The organism is Falsigemmobacter intermedius (assembly GCF_004054105.1).
GTDB classification, from domain to species: domain Bacteria; phylum Pseudomonadota; class Alphaproteobacteria; order Rhodobacterales; family Rhodobacteraceae; genus Wagnerdoeblera; species Wagnerdoeblera intermedia.
Genome location: NZ_SBLC01000147.1, coordinates 1 through 1,144, shown reverse-complemented (window position 1 = coordinate 1,144; position 1,144 = coordinate 1). Strand labels below are relative to the sequence as shown.

Here is a 1,144-nt window from a genome sequence, read left to right as displayed (position 1 = left end):
GACCTAAGAGGATAATTTCGGACAGCGTAATTATTCAAAAGTATAGGGTAAGGAATATACCACCTTGTGGTGCTTCCAAAGCCTTTCTCACCATCTTACAGATAGCCTGAAGTTGCGCCATCGGCAGAACATTTTTATCTGAGCCGGGGAACACGGATGCTGGAAAACGATGATATGACGGGGTTTTCCCCCGAGGTCGCAAAGCTGATCGCGGCCTTTGCCCTTGCAGCTCAGCAGAACGGGATGGACGAGAACGTCATCCATAGATTCTTTCAGACCGCCCTCGAGATCTACAGTCAGGGTTATGTGAGCCTCCCATCTGTGCGACACGATGCCTGAGGCCACGTATTACAGCGCGGGATGATGGGGGGGGGGGCGTAACGCGCACGCCGCCTGGCCTTTTGCACATCTAACCCCACGCATTGGGGTACTGATCATTTATCGTATATACAAAAAGATTGACATCTGTCACCTTTATGTATATACGATAAGTCTTGGAAGAGGAATCTATGCAGATCGTTTGGGATGAGCCGAAGCGTCAGGCAAATATCGCCAAACATGGTCTGGATTTCGCGGACCTGACAGTTTCCTTCTTTCTGGCGGCACAGGTGGTCGAAACCCGAGACCGCCGCTTTATGGCAATCGGCCGCTTTGCAGATGGGACCATCGCGGTTGTCTTTGCCGCCTTGGGCAGCCAGGGGCTTTCCATCATCTCGATGCGACCGGCGGGTAAAAAGGAGAGGGAGTTCCATGAGGGAATTTGATCCAAAGCACGCTGCACAGAATGGCTACAGCCGGACGGACTGGGACGCCGTGGAGAGCCCGGAGCTGGAGGCAGAAGACCTGAAGAACGCCAAAGCCTTTTCAGAGGTGTTTCCTGCCCTGGCAGAGAGCGCTCGGAAGAGCCTTGGCCGGCCGAAGCTTGCAAAACCCAAAATTGCGGTCTCTCTGCGTCTGGATGCGGATGTGCTCGAAGCATTCAAAGCCTCCGGACAGGGCTGGCAATCGCGCATGAATGAGGCACTGCGCAAGGCCGCGCATCTATCACGATAGAGCCCGCTTTTTCAGGCGGGCCAGCTCCGCAATGCGCATAGCATGGCAGGCTTTGAGCATAATCGGATCTGACTGAGGAAGTCCTGATAAT

At 54.0% G+C, this 1,144-nt stretch carries 3 protein-coding genes; all 3 read left to right on the top strand.

Features of this window, described 5'->3' with window-relative positions:
- Positions 1-156: 156 nt before the first annotated feature.
- Positions 157-339 carry a hypothetical protein gene (locus EP867_RS19690; RefSeq protein WP_128491100.1) on the top strand — a complete coding sequence of 61 codons (183 nt, stop codon included), beginning with the start codon at positions 157-159 and terminating at the stop codon, positions 337-339.
- 170 nt (positions 340-509) lie between these two features.
- Positions 510-764 (top strand): BrnT family toxin, encoded by a 255-nt coding sequence (locus EP867_RS19685; protein ID WP_124966296.1) that lies wholly within the window; start codon positions 510-512, stop codon positions 762-764.
- Positions 751-1,053 (top strand): BrnA antitoxin family protein, encoded by a 303-nt coding sequence (locus EP867_RS19680; RefSeq protein ID WP_124966295.1) that lies wholly within the window; start codon positions 751-753, stop codon positions 1,051-1,053. Before EP867_RS19685 ends, EP867_RS19680 begins: the two co-directional genes overlap by 14 nt.
- The last annotated feature ends 91 nt before the right edge of the window (positions 1,054-1,144 follow it).